Genomic DNA, 18939 nt, shown 5'->3' with positions numbered 1-18939 from the left:
TCCGGGCTGCTTTGCCCGGACAACGGATCACAGTCTACCCTCACCACGCCATTTCGCAACCCGGATGGCGGTGGCACCACGACCCGGCGTGGCTACCAGCCACATGACCACACCATGCGCAGACCGTGCCCCGGTCTGCTCACGCTGCCCATCAGAAACTATTCAGGTCGAGATTCTTGTAGATTCCGGCAGGCGGCCCTTCGAATTCGACATCTTGCTCGGACTGGCTGACCGAAGCACCTTGTTGCTCCACTTTCTCCCTGGTCGCCCCTTGGTCGAGCTTGGACGAAGAGCGACGCTTCTTGCTTTCATCCTCCTCCACCGCCTGCACCGGCAACGCGAACAGACTGGTCAGTAACAATGCGGACAACACGATCTGGAATTGCATAATCACCCTCTCAATGAATTATGAGCACGTCGCTCACCTTACGTTGACTAAAATAGTCGGGATTAGTTCCTTGATGCAAGCGATGAAACCATCCGCCGTTCCGCCCGCCCCAGAGTACTGCCCGGCTTCCGCTATAATCGCCGCCATGTCTACCATCCGCCCCCTCCCCGACCTGCTCATCAACCAGATCGCCGCTGGCGAAGTCATCGACCGCCCGGCTTCGGCGCTCAAGGAGTTGATGGAAAACAGTCTGGACGCGGGCGCGACCGACATCGCGGTGCAACTGGAGAGCGGCGGCATCAAACTGCTGCGCGTGCGCGACAACGGCGGCGGCATCGCCAGGGATGAGCTGGCGCTGGCCTTGCAGCGCCATGCCACCAGCAAGATCGCCACGCTGGACGACCTGCAATGCGTCGCCAGCATGGGGTTTCGCGGCGAGGCGCTGGCCAGCATGGCGGCGGTGGCGCAACTGACCCTGACCAGCCGCACCGCGCAGGAGGCGCACGGCTGGAAGGTCGAAGCGCTGGACGGCCATATCTCCGCACCCGCGCCCGCCGCGCTTCCGCTCGGCACCAGCATCGAGCTCCGAGAGCTGTACTTCAACACTCCGGCGCGGCGCAAGTTCCTCAAGTCGGAACCGACCGAATTCGCCTGGTGCGAGGAGGTGTTCCGCCGCATCGCGCTGTCGCATCCCGGGATCAGTTTCAGCCTGACTCACAACGGCAAGACTATCTGGCAACTGCCCGCGCACACGCCCGCCGGGCGCGTCGCCGCGATCCTGGGCGACGAGTTCGGGCAAGCTGCGGTGGCGGTGGAACGCCAGGCGGCGGGCTTCACCCTCACCGGCCTGGCCGCCCTGCCCGCCTATTCGCGCAGCAACCGCGACGCGCAGTATTTCTTCGTCAATGGCCGATTCATCCGCGACAAGGTGTCCAGCCACGCTCTGCGTCAGGCTTACCAGGACATCCTGCACGGCCAGCGCCATCCGGCCTTTGTGCTGTTCCTGGAGTTGCCGCCGGAACGGGTGGACGTGAACGTGCATCCGGCCAAGAGCGAGGTGCGCTTCCGCGACAGCCAGGCGATCCATTCCTTCCTGTTCCATACCGTGCAGGACGCACTGGCCGCACCTGAGCGCGAGGCAGCAGCGCCTTCGGCATCCGCGCCCGCCAGTCAGGCCACGCCCGCTGCCAGTTCCTGGCTGCCGCCGCGCCAGCAGGCCATGTCGCTACAGACTGCCGAGCCACTGGCTTTTTACGACGCGCTGTTCGGTCGCCGCGATGCTCCGCCCCCGTCCGCGCCGCAGATCACGCCGCCCGCCGAACCCGCAGAACACGGCGCACCGCCGCTAGGTTTCGCCCTGGCCCAGCTTTCCGGCATCTACATCCTGGCGCAGAACGCGCACGGGCTGATCGTGGTCGATATGCACGCCGCGCACGAGCGCATCGTGTATGAACGGCTGAAGACCGCGTTCGACGCGCAAGGCATTCCGACCCAGCCCTTGCTGATTCCGGTGACCTTCGCCGCCGAGGCCTTGGACATCGCCACCGCCGAGGACGCGCAGAACGCGCTGCGCCAACTCGGTTTCGACCTCGCGCCAATCTCACCCACTGTGCTGGCGGTGCGCGCCATGCCCGCGCTGCTCAAGCAATCTCAGGCCGAAGCCGCCGCGCGCGAGGTGCTGCACGAGCTGCGCGAGTTCGGCATCAGCCGCGCGCTGACCGAGCGCCGCAATGAACTCCTGGCGACGCTGGCCTGTCACAGCGCCGTGCGCGCCCACCGCCAGCTGACGCTGGCCGAGATGAACGGCCTGCTGCGCGACATGGAACAGACCGAACGCGCCGACCAGTGCAACCATGGCCGCCCGACCTGGTTCCAGCTCACGCTGGCGGAGCTGGACGCGATGTTCATGCGCGGGCAATAATCCCCGGCACAGTATCGACCGACAACCACAGGAAAGGACTCCACTTATGGATCATGCGGTTATCTTGAACAAATCAGCCTTGGGCAAAAGCACTCTGTCTTTGTCGAATCATGCGCTGTCACGAACCGAGCGAAACCTGTTACTAATGGCAGATGGACAGCGAACTGCTGACGAGCTGATAAATATGATAGCCGCCAGCAATATCGACCTACTAGAGCGCTTGGTTGCAGATGGCTATCTGGAAGTCACCGGTCTCGGAACAGTTGCAGACAGTCAACAGATAGGCAAAGCACTCGGCGTTCCAGAGCTCGATCTGCCGCTAACCTCGCTGCTGCAAGACACCCCATTCGCCCGACTCTATGCATTTTTAGTTGTGCAAATTCCCCATTTCTTTGGGCTAACAACCTTCATCAACGTACTAAAGCTGGAGCAAGCCACCAATCTGGCAGACTTGGAACCTCTGCAGCAAAAACTGCTGGATGCCGTAGCAAAAAAACGGGGCTCAGAGGCAGCTGCAGCTTATCTAAAGCGAATGAACGATTTGCTTCAACAGTAATACAAAGTTTATGCATGCTTCAATAAACAGGGGCGGCGGAAAATGACTGAAGCAACCCACATCGTTTGCCCGCATTGCGCGGCGATCAACCGTGTCCCGGCGGACAAGCTGGGCGATCAGCCGACTTGCGGCAAGTGCAAGCAGGCCCTGTTCTCCGGCCACCCTAGCGAACTGAACGAAGGCGATTTCGAGCGCCACCTCAGCCGCAACGACATCCCGCTGCTGGTGGATTTCTGGGCACCCTGGTGCGGCCCGTGCCGGATGATGGCTCCGGCCTACGCCCAGGCAGCACAGCGGCTGGAGCCGAACGTCCGCCTGGCCAAGGTTAATACCGAGGAAGCCCAAAGGCTGGCCGCGCAATACAACATCCGCAGCATCCCCACGCTGGCTCTGTTCAGGGGCGGGCGCGAAGTGCCGCTCCACGCCGGAGCGATGGATGCGGGAGGGATAGTCAATTGGGTCCGCTCCAGGGTTTAACGCGCACACAGCGCACCCGCTGGTACCTGTTGGCCATCGTCATGCTGACCGGCTGCACCGCCAACCCCTACCGCGCCATCTACGAAGGCATCAAGCAGCAGCAAGAGGTAGTGAAGTCTCCCCGTGAGCGCACCCTGTCTACACCACTACCAAGCTATGATGCCTACCGCGATGAACTGGAACGGAAAAATCGCACTGCGCCCTGAATTTCTGATGCATCTTGTCGATAGTAGGGACTTGGAGTAGGGTTTCGCACCATAAGAACTTCAGGCCGGGAAGCGCCGCGTGTTTCCCGTATCTTGGCGAACGTATCCCGAGGAGGGGAGCAAGGCGATGAAATACGAGCAAGAGCGAGGTACCAGTAGCGAGATCCTGCGCCTGGTCATCCAGAAGATGGCGGCCCATCCGGCGACCTTCGCACCACTGAACTATACCGTGTGGTATGAGCATCTGGCAGGCATCAACCCAGGGTTGTCCGCCACCATGAACCATTTGCTGAGTTCCGGCAAAAAGCTGGACGACGATGTGATAGACCATCTGTACAGCCAGTTCATCTCGGAGACCGGACATAAGGCCGAACAAGCGTTCCGCGATGGCATGCAACAGTTGCTGGGCAAGGTCGCCAACTTTGCCGAACAAGCCGATCAGCAAGTCAGTCAATTCGGCAACAGCCTGCAAACCTACAACGATTCGCTGCGTCCCGACCTGGACCTGGGCAAGCTCGAAACCCTGATCGGCAACATGAGCAAGGACACCCACAAGTTGCACGACTCCATGCAGCACTTGCAGTCGCAGCTGGAGGCCAGCAAGCAAGAAGTCGAGAAGCTGAACCGGGAGTTGAAATCCGCCCAGGGTGCCGCACTGACCGACCCGCTCACCGGGGTAGCCAACCGGCGCGGCTTCGAGGCCGCGACTCAGGTGCTGCTAGACGATTCGGCCATCGTCGCCCGGGGCATCTGCATGCTGATGCTGGACATCGACCACTTCAAAAAGATCAACGACACGTTCGGCCACCTGTTCGGCGACAAAGTCATCCAGGCGTTGGGCAGCCTGCTCAAGACCAAGGTCAAGGGGCAGGACGTGGTGGCCAGGCTGGGGGGAGAAGAGTTCGGCGTGCTGCTCCCCGAGACCACCATCGAGGGTGCGCACGTCGTGGCCGAGCAGATCCGCCTGGCTATAGAGAAAAGCAAGATCCGCCGTCAGGACGCGCAGGAGCCTATCGGCGGCATCACCATCTCGATCGGTATCGCCAGCTACCATGGCGATCTGACGACCATGATGGACCAGGCCGATCAGGCCTTGTACGTTTCCAAGCAGGGCGGTCGCAACCGCACCACGGTCTTCGGTCACAAGAGCCCCTAAAGCAGCGCGGGTTGCCGCCGATAACAGATGAGCAACGCTCACTGCGGAGGTCGCCATGAAAATCGCCAACTCGACGCTGGACTTGCAGTCCAGCCACACCCAGACCCGGCAAACGGAAGTCAAGGAATCGCTGCGCATGTGGGTCGGTCAGCGGCCAGCGCAACGTGGCGAGGCACCCCCGCCGCCCAGAACTACCGTGAACATTTCCGATGCGGCCCGTGCACGTCAATCCAGTGATGCGAACGCGATTGAACAAGCCACCCAAGACGCGCAGACCCAGCCAAAGATGCAACTGCTTATCTCGCTGGTCGAGGCCCTGACCGGCCACAAGGTGAGGCTGTACCAGCCGGAAAGTCAGGGGAGCGCAACTGCTGGCGATACCGCGACCGGCACGGCCACGCCTGCGGCGCAACCGCCACAACGCCCCGCCGGTTATGGCGTGGAGTACGACCGTACCGAGACGTACAGCGAATCCGAGCAGACCACCCTGCATGCCAGCGGCACCATCAAGACCAGCGACGGCAAGGAGATCAGCTTCAAGCTCGATCTGGCCATGGCCCGGCAGTACAGCGAAACCAGCAGCGAAAGCATCCGGCTGGGTGACGCGGTGCGCAAGACCGACCCGCTGGTCATCAACTTCAACGGCACGGCGGCCCAACTCACCGACCAGCGCTTCAGCTTCGACCTCAACAGCGACGGCCAGAACGAGCAGATCGCCACCCTTGCCTCCGGCAGCGGCTACTTGGCGCTGGACCTGAATGCCGACGGCAAGGTCAACAACGGCAAGGAACTGTTCGGCACCGCCAGCGGCAACGGCTTTGCCGATCTGGCCAAATACGACAGTGACCAGAACGGCTGGATAGACGAAGCCGACCCGGTGTTCAAGCAACTCAAGGTGTGGACGCAGGACGGCAAGGGCGGCGGCCAACTCGCCAGCCTCGCCGACACTGGCGTGGGCGCGATCTCGCTGGCCTCTGTCGCCACGCCCTTCGACGTGAAAAACACCGCCAATCAGACCCTGGGCAGCGTGCGCAACACCGGCGTGGTGCTGAACGAGAACGGTACCGCCGGCACCGCCCAGCAGATCGACCTGGTGGCGTAGAGGAACCGCATCCCTGATGGCATTCACTGAGATATCTGTGCCGAAAACGGTGCCTCCCCCGATCGAGGCATGGGCGTGGGTTGGGCGCTGGATGCAAATCATCTGGCAAGCTCAATCCGCCCGTCCCATTCTCTGGCCGATCGCTACCAGTCTGCTGCTTGCCCTCCTCGCACTATCCATTCGGTGGCTGATCGCTCCTCCCGAAGCCGGGATTCAATACATCACGTTCTTTCCCGCCGTAGCGTTGTCCGCCATCTTGGGCGGTTACTATTCCGGCCTGCTGACCAACTTCCTCGGCGTGATACTCGCCACTTACTTCTTTTTCCCGCCCTTTTCGTCTTTCAGTCACGAGTCTATAAAGCTGGGGCTGTTACCAAACTTGATCTTCATGATGGACGGCTTGATCGTCTCCATCACCATCCAACAGATGCACCTTTTTCGCCGGGACGCATACCAACAACTGTCATTGGTGCAGCAGTCCGAAACTGAGAAACAACGACTGATCGATGAATTGGAAGCCTCTCACCTGGAGCTATACGCTGCCAACGACAAGTTGAGTCTGGCTGCCACGGCATTCAACACCCACGAGGCGATCCTGATCACGGATGCCCAGGTACACATCGTTCGGGTCAATCCAGCCTTCGAGCGCATCACCGGCTACAGCGAGCAGGAGGTACTGGGCAAGAATCCCAGCCTGCTCAATTCCGGGGTGCACGACCAACCCTTCTTCACCGCACTCTGGAAACAATTGGCCGAGCACGGGACATGGAAAGGTGAGCTTTGGGATCGGGGCAAGAATGGACAGGTCTATCCCAAACAGACCACCATCAGCGCAGTCCGCGACCACAGTGGCACCATCACCAACTATGTCGCAATCTTTGCCGACATCAGCGAACGCAAACGCAATGAAGCCGAGATACGCAATCTTGCGTTCTACGATGCCCTGACCGGGCTACCCAACCGGCGGCTATTCATGGATAGGCTGGGGCAGTCGTTTGCCCAGACCGCGCGCGACCAGATGTTCAGCGCCCTGCTCTATCTCGATCTGGACAATTTTAAGAGCCTGAACGACACCAAAGGCCACGAGTACGGTGACAGACTGCTCATCAAAGTCGCCAAACGTCTGCGACTATGCGTCCGGGAAGTTGACACGGTCTCGCGGCTTGGTGGGGACGAGTTCGTGGTAATCCTGCAAAACATGGGCAGCACGCCGGAAGAGGCTACCCAGCACGCCTCTATCGTCGCCGAAAAGATCCGCTCCGTGCTGAATTCCCCAGTCCAAATCAGCGAGCACATCCATCTCACCTCACCCAGCATCGGTTTGTATCTGTTCGATGGAATGAGCGACTCGCAGGATACAGTACTCAAGCGAGCCGACACGGCCATGTACCAGGCCAAGGAGCGCGGCAGAAACCGCGTCTGCCATTTTGATGCCGACCTGCAGCGTTCAGCGGAAAACAAGCTCCGGCTTGAATCGGACCTGCGCGACGCACTGTCCGGCCATCAGTTTGAATTGCATTATCAAGTCCAGGTCGGCGGCGCCGGGACAGCTGTCGGTGCCGAAGCACTGATACGTTGGCGACATCCGACCCAAGGAATGGTGCAGCCAATCCAGTTCATCCCCATCGCCGAGAGCAGCGGCCTCATCATCGAAATCGGTCTGTGGACGCTGAACGAAGCCTGTCGACAACTGGCCGTCTGGCAAAAACACGCCGAATTTGCCGGACTGGTGGTCGCCATCAACGTCAGCAGCCTTGAGTTCAAACAGGACGACTTCGTCCTGCGGGTATCACAAGCCATCGCAAGGCATGCCATCCGGCCAGATCGGCTGAAGCTGGAGTTGACCGAAAGCATCGCCCTGCAAGAAATGACGCAAGTCATCGAGAAGATGTACATCCTGCGTGATCAGATTGGCGTAACGCTGTCACTGGATGACTTCGGCACCGGCTACTCGTCGCTCTCTTACCTGAAGAAACTGCCGCTCGATCAGGTGAAGATCGACCAGAGCTTCGTGCGCGACATCGACAACAGCGAAGACGATGCCATCATGGTAAAGACCATCATCGACATGGCGCACAACTTCGGGCTGAATGTGATCGCGGAAGGCGTGGAAACGCAAGCACACGTCCAGAGTCTTCGCGTCATCGGCTGCACTACGTTCCAGGGCTACTACTTCAGCAAACCCTTGCCATATGCAGCGTTCGAGCAGTTGATCCTGAGCGGGATGGGCAAGACGACCGCCTCGCAACCGTGAGCTTGGCACATCGCGCACGCCACCCCACCTGCCGATCCGCGCTACCATAGCCGCGACCTTCGTCCGGAGACTTCGATGAGCGCCCCCGCCGACCACTTCACACCGCTGGCTAAACAGTATGCGGCGTTCCGCCCCACTTATCCCGCCGAGCTGTTCGACTGGCTGGCCACCGCTGCGCCTGCGCAAGAATTGGCCTGGGATTGCGGCGCCGGCAGCGGCCAGGCCACGTTGCCGCTGGCGCAGCGCTTCCGGCACGTGTTGGCGAGCGACCTGAGCGCCGCGCAACTCGCCGCCGCCCCCGCGCCGGACAACGTCACCCGCCGCATCGCTCCGGCGCACGACAGCGGCCTGCCGTCACGTTCAGTGGACCTCATCATCGTCGCCCAGGCCTTGCACTGGTTCGACCTAGACCGCTTCTACGCCGAAGCGCGGCGCGTGCTCAAACCACACGGGCTCCTCGCCGTCTGGGGCTACAACCGTTTGCACATCGGCCAGCCGGACATCCAGCGCCTGTTGGAAGTGTTCTACGAGGACACCCTAGGCACATATTGGCCGCCGGAACGTCTCCACGTGGAAAGCGGCTACCGCGACCTACCGTTCCCCTTCCCCCGCCTGCCCGCCCCCGACTTCGCCATGCAGCAAACCTGGCGACGGCCACAACTGCTCGGCTACCTGCGCAGCTGGTCCGCCGTCGGCCGCTACCAAACCGCCACCGGCCGCGATCCCGTCGCCGACTTTGAACAGGCCATCGCCCCGCACTGGCCGGAAATGGAAGCGCTGCAGATCGACTGGCCGCTGTTCTTGCAGGTGGGGAGGTTTGAGGATTGAAAGAAAGCACGACTCCGCTCGTCCTGAGCCTGTCGAAGGATGAACGGTGCAACCAGTCTTCCAGAAAGCAAAACGCCCCGCTTGCTCAGGCAGGCGGGGCGTTTTTCATGCCGTTCTCAACCTCCAGCCCTGCTGTTACCCCGCCTTCCTCGCCACCAGATCAATCAACGCCGACATGCCGTCATGCCCCACGCCTTCGTGGATGACGCTGTCGTGTTCGGCGAGGTGAAGGATGTCCATGTCGGCGAACTGTGCGCGTAGCAGGTCTGCGGTGTAGAGATTTTCGACCTGAGAAGGGCCGCCGGTTTTGTAGTCGAGCTGGCGCGGGGTGTAGCCCTGGAGCAGCAGCAGGCCGCCGGGCTTGAGGCAGCGTTTGAGGTCGGCAAAGAGTTGCTCACGCATGCCGGGTGGGGCGAACTGGATGAAGATGGCGACGACGGCATCGAAGCGGTGCCCGCTCCAGTCCCAATCGAGCAGGTCAGCCAGTTCGATTTGCAACGCCACACCGCGTTGCTGCGCGAGGCGGCGCGCTTTTTCCAGCGCGACCGGCGAGTTGTCCACCGCCAGCACCTCCAGCCCCTGCTCCGCCAGCCAGACACCGTTGCGCCCCTCGCCGTCGGCCACGGCCAGGCATGTCATGCCGGGCTTGAGCCGGTCGCGCTGGGTCAGCAGGAAGGCGTTCGGCTCGGTGCCGAAATGATAGTGCTCGCCCGCGTAGCGTTCGTCCCAAACATAAGCCATGTCAGACTCCTTGCAGCAGCCACCACCAGCCGCCGAGTGTGAAGAAGGAAATAATCAGCCCGACCGCCACCATCAAGGTGGACAGCTCCGGGTCGAGCTCGTGTTCGCTGGCGACGATGGCGGCGGTGATCATCGGCGGCATGGCCGCCTCGAACAGCGTCACCTGGATGGCCTGGCCGTGCGCGCCCAGTAGCGGCACGTAGAGCAGATACACCGCCAGCGGCGCGAGGATGAGCTTGAATCCCAGTCCCAGCGCCAGGTTGCGGCGATGTTCGGCGAGGTGGCCCAACCTCAGTTGCAGACCGACGGAGAGCAGCGCCAGCGGCGCGAGGGTGTCGCCGAGACGTTTCAGCAGCACGGTGAACCAGTCGGCATAGTCCAGCGGGATCAGCAGCAGCGCCACGCACAGCGAGATGAACGGCGGAAACAGCGCGATGCGCTGCACGATCTGCGCCGCCGTCGGTCGCCCGGAGGAATAGATGCCCGCCACGGTGATGCCGAGGATGGAAAGCGCGAAGAACGAGCCGAGTTGGTCGGCGACGATGGCGGTGGTGAGGCCAGACGCGCCGTAGAACGCTTCAACCATGGGCAGGCCGAAGAACGAGGTGTTGCCCAACCCGCCGACCAGAATCAGCGCGCCGACCGTGGCGCGCGGCAGCGCCAGCCAGCGCCCCACGGCGCGGAAAAACACGAACGACAGCCCGAACACCAGCCAGGCCATCGCGCCTACCAGCAACACATCGCCGGACAGTTTCAGATTATGGATATAGAGCAGCGTCAGCGCAGGCAGCGAGACGTGGATGATGAAGCTGTTCAGCGTCGCCGGCGCGTTGTCCGGCATCCGCCGCGAACGGCGCAACAACACACCGGCGATGAAACAGAGGATGAGGAGCAGGAGGTTGTTCATGGAGCGTCATTCCCGCGCAAGCGGGAATCCAGTTAGTCCGAATAATTCCGCGTAGCGGGCAACACCTGTCATGGTCGGCTTTGCCGGATGTCTTTCTGGCTGGATTCCCGCTTGCGCGGGAATGACGGCCTTACACCGGCGCGTTCGCGGCAATGAAGGCCTTGAGTTTCACCACGTCCGGCTCCATCACCTCGCAGCGTTGCGGCAGGGCTTCGATGCCTTCCAGCTTGGCGGGACGTTCCGGCTGGCGACCCAGCGCTTCCTCGATGGTCTCGGCAAACTTGGCGGGCAGCGCGGTTTCCAGACAAATCAACGGCAGGCTGGGACGGCGCTGTTCGATGCCGACCTTGAGGCCGTCGGCGGTGTGCGTGTCCACCATCACGCCGTATTCCTGCCACATCTCGCGGATGGTCTTCAGGCGGTCTTCGTGCGTGCTCTTGCCGGAAGAGAACTTGAACTTGGGCAAATCATGCCAGGCGTCCGAGCCCTTGATGTCGAACGAGCCGCCACGGTCCACCGCGCCCCAGAACTCGCGCACCTTGGCGGCATCGCGGCCCACCAGATCGAACACGAAACGCTCGAAGTTGGAGGCCTTGGAAATATCCATCGACGGGCTGCTGGTCTCGTAAGTGTGCTTCGTATCGCGCGGGCGGTACGTGCCGGTCATGAAGAACTCGTCCAGCACGTCGTTTTCGTTGGTCGCCAGAATCAACTGGCCGATGGGCAAGCCCATCATGCGCGCGATGTGCCCGGCGCAGATGTTGCCGAAGTTGCCTGACGGCACCGAGAACGCCACCTGCTCGTCGTTGGATTGCGTCGCGGCGAAATAACCCTTGAAGTAGTACACCACCTGCGCCGACACGCGCGCCCAGTTGATCGAATTCACCGTGCCGATCTTGTACTGCGCCTTGAAAGCGTGGTCGTTGGACACCGCCTTGACCAAGTCCTGCGCGTCGTCAAAGAAGCCGTGGATGGCGATGTTGAAGATGTTCGGGTCTTGCAGCGAGTACATCTGCGCGCGCTGGAAGCTGGACATCTTGCCTTCTGGCGACAGCATGAACACGCGGATGCCTTGCTTGCCGCGCATCGCATATTCGGCGGCGGAGCCGGTATCGCCCGAAGTCGCGCCGAGAATGTTCAGCTCGGCGTTCTGCTTGCCCAGCGCGTACTCGAACAAGTTGCCCAGCAACTGCATCGCCATGTCCTTGAACGCCAGCGTCGGACCGTTGGACAGCTCCAGAATGTACACACCCTCGCTCACCTTGCGCAGCGGCGTGATGTCGGCAGCATTGCTGTCGGCGCGGCCATTGCTGTACACCTCGGCGGTGTAAGTCTTGCTCACGATGGCGCGCAGATCGTCAGATGGAATGTCGGTAGCGAACTTCGACAGCACCGCGAACGCCAGCTCGGCGTAAGACAGGCCGCGCCAAGCATCCAACTCGGCGTGCGTCACCTGCGGATAGGCTTCCGGCAAATACAGCCCGCCGTCCGGCGCGAGACCGCCGAGCAGAATCTCGGTGAAAGTTTTGGCGGGCGAATTGCCACGGGTGGAGATGTATTTCATTTTGATCTACCTAGTCAGTCCCCTCTCCCTTGCAGGGAGAGGGCTAGGGAGAGGGTAGACGCTCAGAGCCCCTCTCCCCCAGCCCCTCTCCCGCCTGCGGGCGAGGGGAGTTTGATTACTTGCCCAACTCTTCCAACCGCAGCTTGGTGACCTTGCCTGCCACCACGCCCAGCGCTTCGATCTTGGCGATGGCGGCATTGATGCGCTTCTCGCGGGTCTGGTGCGTCAGCAGGATCAAATCGGTCTGAGTCTCGCCTTCGCCGGGTTCTTTCTGGATCACGGCGTCGATGGAGATGGCTTCGTCGGCCAGGATGCGGGTGATGTCGGCCAGCACGCCCGGTTTGTCCTGCACGCGCAGACGCAGGTAGTAGCTGGTGGTGATTTCGTCCATCGGCAGGATGCGCAGGTCGGCCATGGCATCGGGCTGGAAGGCCAGGTGCGGGACGCGGTTCTGCGGGTCGGCCGTGTGCATGCGGGTCACGTCGACCAGGTCGGCGATCACGGCGGAAGCGGTGGGTTCCGCGCCCGCGCCCTTGCCGTAATACAAGGTCGCGCCGACGGCGTCGCCCTGTACCAGCACGGCGTTCATCGCGCCTTCGACGTTGGCGATCAAGCGCTTGGCCGGGATCAGGGTGGGATGCACGCGCAGTTCCACGCCTTCGTCGGTGCGCTTGGCGATGCCCAGCAGTTTGATGCGGTAGCCCAGTTGCTCGGCGTATTTGATGTCGGCGGCGTCCAGTTTGGAGATGCCTTCGACGTAGGCCTTGTCGAACTGCACCGGGATGCCGAAGGCCAGCGCGGAGAGGATGGTGGCCTTGTGCGCCGCGTCCACGCCTTCGATGTCAAAGGTGGGATCGGCTTCGGCGTAGCCCAGACGCTGTGCTTCTTTCAGCACGGTGTCGAAGCTCAAGCCCTTGTCGCGCATTTCGGACAAGATGAAATTGGTCGTGCCGTTGATGATGCCCGCGATCCACTCAATGCGGTTGGCGCTCAAGCCTTCGCGTAGCGCCTTGATGATGGGAATGCCGCCTGCTACCGCCGCCTCGAAGGCGACCATCACGCCCTTGTCCTGCGCGGCCTTGAAGATCTCGTTGCCATGCACGGCCAGCAGCGCCTTGTTGGCGGTGACCACGTGCTTGCCGTTGGCGATGGCCTTCAGCACCAACTCCTTGGCCACGCCGTAGCCGCCGATCAGCTCGATGACGATGTCCACTTCCGGGTCGTTCACCACCGAGTAGGCATCGTCGGTGACGCGGCAAGCGCCGCCGGTGACGGTCTTGGCATGCTCCAGATTGCGGTCGGCCACCACGGTGATGCGGATGGGACGACCGGCGCGGCGCGCGATCTCTTCCGCGTTGCGCTGCAAAACGGTGAACGTGCCACCGCCGACAGTACCGATACCGAGTAGACCTACGTTGATTGGCTTCATGTGTGATTCCTAAGTTATTAGTCGTGAGACGTGAGACGTAAGTTGGTTTTGTCCGCTGCGCGGATTTAACTCATGACTTACGTCTTACGTCTCACAACCGGGTTATTTTCCGTGCCGCTTGCGATAGCTTTCCAGAAAGCGGGCGATGCGGGCGATGGCCTCTTCCAGGTCGTCGGCGTTCGGCAGGAACACCACGCGGAAATGGTCCGGGCTCTTCCAGTTGAAACCGCTGCCCTGCACCACTAGCACCTTCTCGGTTTCCAGCAGTTCGAGGATGAACTTCTGGTCGTCCTCGATGGGATACATCTCCGGATCAAGTCTGGGGAACAGGTACAGCGCCGCCTTGGGCTTGACGCAGGTCACGCCGGGGATGTCGGTCAGCAGCTTGTACGCCAGATCACGCTGCTTGGCCAGACGACCGCCGGGGGCGACCAGATCGTTGATGCTCTGATAGCCGCCCAGCGCGGTCTGGATGGCAAACTGGCCCGGCACGTTGGAGCACAGGCGCATCGAAGCCAGAATGGTCAGGCCGTCGAGGTAATCCTGCGCCGGCTTCTTGTTGCCGGAGACGATCATCCAGCCGGCGCGGTAGCCGCAGGCACGGTAGTTCTTGGACAGGCCGTTCAGGGTGACGAACAGCACATCCTCGGCCAGCGAGGCGATGGACGTGTGCGTCGCGCCGTCGTACAGCATCTTGTCGTAGATCTCGTCGGCGAAGACGATCAGGCTGTGCTCGCGGGCGATCGCGATGATCTCGTGCAGCAGCTCGTCGGAATACAGCGCCCCGGTCGGGTTGTTCGGGTTGATGATGACGATGGCGCGCGTGTTCGGCGTGATCTTGCTGCGCATGTCAGCCAGATCGGGCATCCACTCGTTCGCCTCGTCGCAGATGTAATGGCGCGGCGTGCCGCCCGCCAGCGTCACCGCCGCCGTCCACAGCGGATAGTCGGGCGCGGGCACCAGCACTTCGTCGCCGGTGTTGAGCAGGCCCTGCATCGCCATCACGATCAGCTCGGACGCGCCGTTGCCGATGTAGATGTCTTCCATGCCCACGCCCTTGATGCCCTTCTGCTGGCTGTAGTGCATGATGGCCTTGCGTGCTGCGAACAGGCCCTTGGAATCGGAGTAACCAGAGGAATTCGGCAGGTTGTGGATCACGTCCTGCTGGATCTCTTCGGGTGCCTCGAAGCCGAACGGGGCCAGGTTGCCAATGTTCAGCTTGATGATGCGATGGCCGTCTTCCTCCATCTGCTTGGCGCGCGCCATCACCGGGCCACGGATGTCGTAGCAGACGTTGGCCAGCTTGGCGGATTTCAGCACCGGACGCGCGGTCGGGCTCGTATTTTCGGAAGTCATCGCACTCTTTCAAATCAACAGCCGGTGCGGCAGGCGGTGTAAAATCCGCCGCCTTGGGCGTACCCGGCTACAAAGGCCGCGATTTTACCGCGCCAGCGCCCCCTACAGCAAATGGAGACCGCAGTGAAGCTACACCTCGCCTCGAACGGCAACCAGAACATCTTCACCGGCCACGGCGATGGTTACGTGTCGGTCAATGGCCAGCGCTACGAGCAATCGCTGGTGGTGATGGCCGGACAGGTGCGTAGCGACTGGAAAGTGGACGACTTCGACGCGCTCACCGCCGCCGATTTCGACTACTTTCTCGAACTAAAACCTGAGGTTCTGCTGCTCGGCAGCGGCAGCCAGCAACGCTTCGCCCATCCGCGCCTGTATCGCGCCCTGATCGAGGCCCGCATCGGGGTCGAGTTCATGGACACCGCCGCCGTCTGCCGCACCTACAACATCCTCGTCGCCGAAGACCGCCACGTCATCGCCGCCGTACTGATGCGCTGAGCCCCGGTTTCGGTTACCATACGCGCCGCAAAAATACGGAAGCTTGGGTTGGTAGTTTAACCCAGCAGTCTTGACCATACGCTGCGCAGCAGCTTATGGCGGTGCAGGCTCATATTGGCCCAGCCAATGTGATGCCGAAGCCAAAACTGCCGCCTGAGTGCGTAGTACACAATCTGGAAGCTTGGGTGAGTGGTTTAAACCAGCAGTCTTGACCATACGCTGCACAGCAGCTTATGGCGGTGCAGGCTCATATTTGCGCAGCCAATGTGATGCCGAAGCCAAAACTGCCGCCTGAGTGCGTAGTACAAAATCTGGAAGCTTGGGTGAGTGGTTTAAACCAGCAGTCTTGAAAACTGCCGAGGACGCAAGTCCTCCGTGAGTTCGAATCTCACAGCTTCCGCCAGAATCAAAACGGCCCCGTCGATCGGGGCCGTTGCTTTTTGCACCACCCTACTCTGCGGGGTCAGCGGTGCAGTAGGATCTGCAAGACGAACTGTGTTCCGATGTAAGCAAGCAACAGGGAAGCGAAACCGCCCACAGTCCAGCGCACGGCGGTGCGACCACGCCAGCCATAGACATGATGGCCGACCAGCAGGATGGCGAACACCGCCCAGGAAAGCAGGCCAAACACGGTCTTGTGGCTGAATTCCCAGGGTTTGCCGAACACTTGTTCGGAGAACATCATGCCGGAAGCCAAGGTGAAGGTGAGCACGACGAAGCCGATGCCGATGATGCGGAACAGCAGGCTTTCCATCACCAGCAGCGGCGGCAAATTGCGCAGCAGCGCGGGCAGGCTGCCATGATGCAGGCGCTTCTCCACGCTGGAGATGATAACGGCATGCAGCACCGCGATGGTGAGCAGGCTGTAAGCCAGCATGGCCGCTGCGATGTGTGCCTCAAAGGCCAGGGTCACCGTGTAATCGAGCGGATGCAGCGCCGGGAACAAGGCGGGCAACATCACGCCGACGGCGGCCAGCGGCAACACCAAGGTTTGCAAACTGCAGATCGGGTAGAAGAAGCGCGCCAGCCAGTACACCAGCATGGTCAGCCACAGAATGAGCGATACGGCGTTGGCCAGCCCGAAGTTGAACTCCCCCAGCATGCGCAGGCTATGTGACAACAAATAACCCTGTGTCAGCAAAGGCACCAGCACCAGATGGCCGATGAGACTGCGGTTCAGCGCCTCACCCTCACCCCGCATCTGCGCACGCCAAAAGAACACCGCCAAGGCGCCGTACAACAAAAAAGTCAGCAAATAGAGATCAAGGTTCGACATTTCAGGTCAGGATGATTAGACTGCGCGGAATTCTACACCATCTCCGAAATCGCCATGCTAGACAACCTGACCAGCCGCCTCTCCGGTGTCATCAAGAACCTGCGCGGACAAGCGCGCCTGAGCGAAACCAACATCCAGGACGCGCTGCGCGAAGTGCGTCTGGCCCTGCTAGAAGCCGACGTGGCGCTGCCCGTAGTGAAGCAGTTCATCGGCCAGGTGAAAGAGGCCGCGCTGGGTCAGGAAGTCATCGGCAGCCTGTCGCCGGGACAGGCCTTCATCGGCGTGGTGCACCGCGAGCTGACCAAGCTGATGGGCGAGGAGAACGCCGGGCTGAACTTCAACACCGTGCCGCCCGCCGTGATCCTGATGGCGGGTCTGCAAGGCGCCGGTAAAACGACGACCACCGGCAAGCTGGCCAAGCTGCTGCGCGACCAACAGAAAAAGAAGGTGCTGCTGGTCTCCTGCGACGTGTACCGCCCGGCGGCGATCGAGCAACTGCGCACCCTGGGGCTGCAACTGGAGATCGACTTCTTCCCCTCCGACCTGAGCCAGAAGCCGGTCGATATCGCCCGTGCCGCGCATGACTGGGCGCGCCGCCATTATCACGACGTGCTGATCGTCGATACCGCCGGTCGTCTGGCCATCGACGAGGCGATGATGGACGAGATCAAGCAGCTCCATGCCGCGATGAAGCCGATCGAGACGCTGTTCGTGGTCGATGCCATGACCGGCCAGGATGCCGTCAACACCGCCAAAGCCTTCGGCGAGGCGCTGCCGCTCACCGGCGTGGTGCTCACCAAGCTGGACGGCGATGCACGCGGCGGCGCGGCGCTGTCGGTGCGTCACGTGACCGGCAAGCCGATCAAGTTCGTCGGCGTGAGCGAAAAGATGACCGGCCTCGAAGCCTTCCACCCCGACCGCATGGCGCAACGCGTGCTGGGCATGGGCGACGTGTTGTCGCTGATCGAGGAAGCGCAGCGCGAAGTCGATGTGGAAGAGGCGCAGAAGCTGGCCAAGAAGGTGCAGAGCGGCAAGGGCTTCGACCTCAACGACTTCAAGATGCAGATCGTGCAGATGCGCAAGATGGGCGGCATGTCCGCCATGATGGACAAGCTACCGGCCCAGCTGTCGCAGGCCGCCGCCGGAGCCAAGGTGGACGACAAGGCCATCAACCGCATCGAAGGCATCATCAATTCCATGACCCCGCTGGAGCGTGCCAAGCCGGAGCTCATCAAGGCCAGCCGCAAGCGTCGCATCGCGATGGGCGCGGGCGTGCAGGTGATGCACGTCAATCAACTGCTCAGCCAGTTCGAGCAGACGCAAAAGATGATGAAGATGTTCAGCAAGGGCGGCATCGCCAAGATGATGCGCGGCATGAAGGGCATGATGCCGGGAATGCGCTGAGCCGCACTCCCGATGCGTCGCCTGTTCAGTGGGGACGACTCAGGTCGCAGGCGGCCCCCGACTCCATCGCCACCATGGCCATGACCTCGTCTGCCGACATGCGAATCAACTCACCGATATCCTTGTAATCGTCCGGCAGGGCGGCATCATCCCAGCCGTTGGCCGAGTGGCGCGCCAGATTGATCGCCAGCTCCACGTTGCGGACGCGCGGATGGCGGGAATGCTCAGTGTCGTTCAAACTCAACAGCAGCTCGGGCAGGTTCCACGCCTTCGCGAGCTCGTGCTGCAACTCGATCAAGGGAAACCCCAGCACCTGTTTCTGCACGTCCCGGCTGCGCAATGCCTTGTCGTGTTGTTGGATATGCCGGATTTCCAGCATCGCCTCGGGCTCGAAACACCACATCAGCATCTCGGCCAAATCATGCAGCAGCGCAACGATGCGTACCTCCTCATAATGCATGTCATGCAGATGGAGTACGGCCCATTCACGGGCATAGCCGGAGGCACGATGAGCGCGATGCACCACATGCAACAAACTGGTCAGTGCATCAAGATGGGTATGCAGCACCTCCTCCACCGAGTGTTCGGCTGGAACCCGGTTGAAGAACACGTCCAGCCCAAGCATGATCAACGCCTGCTCGACCACGAGCACATCGTTGGTCTGGTTCCGGCTTCTGTGTGACTGGAGGTAACGCAACAGCTTGACGGTCATCAACGGGTCCCGCGAAATGACCTCGGCGACCTTGCGGGCACCCAACTTCTCCGGATCCTGACGCAACACCGCGAGCTCACGCCCAGTGCGCTTGAGCACCGGAATATCGGCTTTGCTCAGGAACGCCACCCAGTCATCCACTCCCCGCATACCTTGTCTCATACCAA

At 61.5% G+C, this 18939-nt stretch carries 18 protein-coding genes and 1 tRNA gene; 11 read left to right on the top strand and 8 right to left on the bottom strand.

Going from position 1 to position 18939, the window contains the following annotated elements; translation table 11 throughout:
• Positions 1-151: 151 nt before the first annotated feature.
• Entirely contained in the window at positions 152-388 is a 237-nt protein-coding gene (locus DM08_RS02375) for a hypothetical protein (protein WP_035382968.1), read from the bottom strand.
• Positions 389-533: 145 nt separating this feature from the next.
• On the opposite strand from DM08_RS02375, the gene mutL reads away from it, so the two are divergent.
• From mutL to DM08_RS02335, 8 genes are all read left to right on the top strand, one after another.
• Positions 534-2309: a DNA mismatch repair endonuclease MutL gene (gene mutL, locus DM08_RS02370; protein WP_035382967.1), complete on the top strand. Its 1776-nt coding sequence runs from the start codon at positions 534-536 to the stop codon at positions 2307-2309.
• A 46-nt stretch (positions 2310-2355) separates the two neighbouring features.
• Complete coding sequence (locus DM08_RS02365) at positions 2356-2865, top strand: hypothetical protein (protein ID WP_035382966.1); 510 nt, start codon at positions 2356-2358, stop codon at positions 2863-2865.
• Between the two features lie 42 nt (positions 2866-2907).
• Positions 2908-3342, top strand: a complete 435-nt coding sequence (trxC, locus tag DM08_RS02360) for a thioredoxin TrxC (RefSeq protein WP_035382965.1) — start codon at positions 2908-2910, stop codon at positions 3340-3342.
• Complete coding sequence (locus DM08_RS02355) at positions 3321-3548, top strand: hypothetical protein (protein ID WP_035382964.1); 228 nt, start codon at positions 3321-3323, stop codon at positions 3546-3548. Before trxC ends, DM08_RS02355 begins: the two co-directional genes overlap by 22 nt.
• A gap of 127 nt (positions 3549-3675) precedes the next feature.
• The gene (locus DM08_RS02350) at positions 3676-4704 is read left to right on the top strand and encodes a GGDEF domain-containing protein (RefSeq protein ID WP_035382963.1); all 1029 of its coding nucleotides are present in this window, start codon (positions 3676-3678) and stop codon (positions 4702-4704) included.
• Positions 4705-4759: 55 nt separating this feature from the next.
• Positions 4760-5806 (top strand): hypothetical protein, encoded by a 1047-nt coding sequence (locus DM08_RS02345; protein ID WP_035382962.1) that lies wholly within the window; start codon positions 4760-4762, stop codon positions 5804-5806.
• Between the two features lie 91 nt (positions 5807-5897).
• Positions 5898-8060 (top strand): putative bifunctional diguanylate cyclase/phosphodiesterase, encoded by a 2163-nt coding sequence (locus DM08_RS02340; protein ID WP_051937737.1) that lies wholly within the window; start codon positions 5898-5900, stop codon positions 8058-8060.
• 75 nt (positions 8061-8135) lie between these two features.
• On the top strand, positions 8136-8888 hold the full coding sequence (locus DM08_RS02335) for a class I SAM-dependent methyltransferase (protein ID WP_035382961.1): 753 nt from the start codon (positions 8136-8138) through the stop codon (positions 8886-8888).
• Between the two features lie 135 nt (positions 8889-9023).
• Here DM08_RS02335 and DM08_RS02330 read toward each other — a convergent pair whose 3' ends face one another.
• The 5 genes from DM08_RS02330 to DM08_RS02310 form a co-directional block, all read right to left on the bottom strand.
• Positions 9024-9629 (bottom strand): SAM-dependent methyltransferase, encoded by a 606-nt coding sequence (locus tag DM08_RS02330; RefSeq protein WP_035382960.1) that lies wholly within the window; start codon positions 9627-9629, stop codon positions 9024-9026.
• A gap of 1 nt (position 9630) precedes the next feature.
• The gene (locus tag DM08_RS02325) at positions 9631-10536 is read right to left on the bottom strand and encodes an AEC family transporter (protein ID WP_035382959.1); all 906 of its coding nucleotides are present in this window, start codon (positions 10534-10536) and stop codon (positions 9631-9633) included.
• Positions 10537-10666: 130 nt separating this feature from the next.
• Positions 10667-12100: a threonine synthase gene (gene thrC, locus DM08_RS02320; RefSeq protein WP_035382958.1), complete on the bottom strand. Its 1434-nt coding sequence runs from the start codon at positions 12098-12100 to the stop codon at positions 10667-10669.
• A 115-nt stretch (positions 12101-12215) separates the two neighbouring features.
• Complete coding sequence (locus DM08_RS02315) at positions 12216-13529, bottom strand: homoserine dehydrogenase (RefSeq protein ID WP_035382957.1); 1314 nt, start codon at positions 13527-13529, stop codon at positions 12216-12218.
• 102 nt (positions 13530-13631) lie between these two features.
• Positions 13632-14885 (bottom strand): pyridoxal phosphate-dependent aminotransferase, encoded by a 1254-nt coding sequence (locus tag DM08_RS02310; RefSeq protein ID WP_035382956.1) that lies wholly within the window; start codon positions 14883-14885, stop codon positions 13632-13634.
• Between the two features lie 123 nt (positions 14886-15008).
• On the opposite strand from DM08_RS02310, the gene DM08_RS02305 reads away from it, so the two are divergent.
• Together DM08_RS02305 and DM08_RS02300 are read left to right on the top strand one after the other, a co-directional pair.
• Complete coding sequence (locus tag DM08_RS02305) at positions 15009-15380, top strand: Mth938-like domain-containing protein (RefSeq protein WP_035382955.1); 372 nt, start codon at positions 15009-15011, stop codon at positions 15378-15380.
• A gap of 313 nt (positions 15381-15693) precedes the next feature.
• Positions 15694-15783, top strand: a tRNA-Ser gene (locus DM08_RS02300).
• A gap of 60 nt (positions 15784-15843) precedes the next feature.
• Here DM08_RS02300 and ccsA read toward each other — a convergent pair.
• Positions 15844-16656 carry a cytochrome C assembly family protein gene (gene ccsA / locus DM08_RS02295; protein ID WP_035382954.1) on the bottom strand — a complete coding sequence of 271 codons (813 nt, stop codon included), beginning with the start codon at positions 16654-16656 and terminating at the stop codon, positions 15844-15846.
• A 54-nt stretch (positions 16657-16710) separates the two neighbouring features.
• On the opposite strand from ccsA, the gene ffh reads away from it, so the two are divergent.
• A complete protein-coding gene (ffh, locus tag DM08_RS02290) occupies positions 16711-18060 on the top strand; it encodes a signal recognition particle protein (RefSeq protein ID WP_035382953.1) in 1350 nt (449 codons plus the stop codon).
• Between the two features lie 25 nt (positions 18061-18085).
• Here ffh and DM08_RS02285 read toward each other — a convergent pair whose 3' ends face one another.
• On the bottom strand, positions 18086-18934 hold the full coding sequence (locus DM08_RS02285; protein WP_035382952.1) for an HDOD domain-containing protein: 849 nt from the start codon (positions 18932-18934) through the stop codon (positions 18086-18088).
• Positions 18935-18939 lie beyond the last annotated feature (5 nt).

Origin of the sequence: Ferriphaselus sp. R-1 (assembly GCF_000746095.1) — a bacterium.
Taxonomy (GTDB): domain Bacteria; phylum Pseudomonadota; class Gammaproteobacteria; order Burkholderiales; family Gallionellaceae; genus Ferriphaselus.
This window is presented reverse-complemented; position numbering and strand designations above follow the sequence as displayed.

Excerpts from the sequence above, each read along its gene's own strand:
- mutL (WP_035382967.1), top strand. The coding sequence starts at position 534 with ATGTCTACCATCCGCCCCCTCCCCGACCTGCTCATCAACCAGATCGCC.
- DM08_RS02365 (WP_035382966.1), top strand. The coding sequence starts at position 2,356 with ATGGATCATGCGGTTATCTTGAACAAATCAGCCTTGGGCAAAAGCACT.
- DM08_RS02345 (WP_035382962.1), top strand. The coding sequence starts at position 4,760 with ATGAAAATCGCCAACTCGACGCTGGACTTGCAGTCCAGCCACACCCAG.
- DM08_RS02285 (WP_035382952.1), bottom strand. The coding sequence starts at position 18,934 with ATGAGACAAGGTATGCGGGGAGTGGATGACTGGGTGGCGTTCCTGAGC.
- thrC (WP_035382958.1), bottom strand. The coding sequence starts at position 12,100 with ATGAAATACATCTCCACCCGTGGCAATTCGCCCGCCAAAACTTTCACC.
- trxC (WP_035382965.1), top strand. The coding sequence starts at position 2,908 with ATGACTGAAGCAACCCACATCGTTTGCCCGCATTGCGCGGCGATCAAC.
- DM08_RS02375 (WP_035382968.1), bottom strand. The coding sequence starts at position 388 with ATGCAATTCCAGATCGTGTTGTCCGCATTGTTACTGACCAGTCTGTTC.
- DM08_RS02335 (WP_035382961.1), top strand. The coding sequence starts at position 8,136 with ATGAGCGCCCCCGCCGACCACTTCACACCGCTGGCTAAACAGTATGCG.
- DM08_RS02330 (WP_035382960.1), bottom strand. The coding sequence starts at position 9,629 with ATGGCTTATGTTTGGGACGAACGCTACGCGGGCGAGCACTATCATTTC.
- ccsA (WP_035382954.1), bottom strand. The coding sequence starts at position 16,656 with ATGTCGAACCTTGATCTCTATTTGCTGACTTTTTTGTTGTACGGCGCC.
- DM08_RS02350 (WP_035382963.1), top strand. The coding sequence starts at position 3,676 with ATGAAATACGAGCAAGAGCGAGGTACCAGTAGCGAGATCCTGCGCCTG.
- ffh (WP_035382953.1), top strand. The coding sequence starts at position 16,711 with ATGCTAGACAACCTGACCAGCCGCCTCTCCGGTGTCATCAAGAACCTG.
- DM08_RS02340 (WP_051937737.1), top strand. The coding sequence starts at position 5,898 with ATGCAAATCATCTGGCAAGCTCAATCCGCCCGTCCCATTCTCTGGCCG.
- DM08_RS02315 (WP_035382957.1), bottom strand. The coding sequence starts at position 13,529 with ATGAAGCCAATCAACGTAGGTCTACTCGGTATCGGTACTGTCGGCGGT.
- DM08_RS02310 (WP_035382956.1), bottom strand. The coding sequence starts at position 14,885 with ATGACTTCCGAAAATACGAGCCCGACCGCGCGTCCGGTGCTGAAATCC.
- DM08_RS02325 (WP_035382959.1), bottom strand. The coding sequence starts at position 10,536 with ATGAACAACCTCCTGCTCCTCATCCTCTGTTTCATCGCCGGTGTGTTG.